The sequence below is a fragment of the Streptomyces lucensis JCM 4490 genome, from assembly GCF_014650035.1.
Classification (GTDB): Bacteria; Actinomycetota; Actinomycetes; order Streptomycetales; family Streptomycetaceae; genus Streptomyces; species Streptomyces lucensis.
Genome location: NZ_BMUE01000065.1, coordinates 1 through 503 on the forward strand (window position 1 = coordinate 1; position 503 = coordinate 503).

A 503-nucleotide genomic window follows, 5' to 3' on the forward strand; every position below is an offset into this window, starting at 1 on the left:
CCTCGACGAACACCTGCAACCCGTGCCCACCGGCGTCACCGGAGAGCTCTACCTCGCCGGCACCGGCCTCGCCCACGGCTACCTCAACCGCCCCGCCCTGACCGCACAACGCTTCATCGCCGACCCCCACGGCCAACCCGGCACCCGCATGTACCGCACCGGCGACCTCGCCCGCTGGACCACCAACGGAGAACTCGTCTACGCCGGACGCACCGACCGACAGATCAAAATCCGCGGCTACCGCATCGAACCCGGCGAAATCGAAGCACACCTGCGCACCCGACCCGACATCACCCAAGCCGTCGTCCTCCCACACCCCCACACCGCCACCCTCACCGCCTACCTCGTCCCCACCCCCGGCACCCACCCCGACCCCACACAACTACGCCACGAACTCAGCCACACCCTCCCCCACTTCATGATCCCCACCAGCTACACCCTCATCGACGAACTCCCCCTCACCCCCAACGGAAAACTCGACACCAAAGCCCTCCCCCAACCCA

General features: G+C 67.6%; 1 protein-coding gene. It reads left to right on the forward strand.

Annotated features, from left to right (window positions below; genetic code table 11):
* Positions 1 to 503 (forward strand): AMP-binding enzyme (locus IE177_RS34665; RefSeq protein ID WP_190019460.1); only part of this gene is annotated, 503 nt, incomplete at both ends.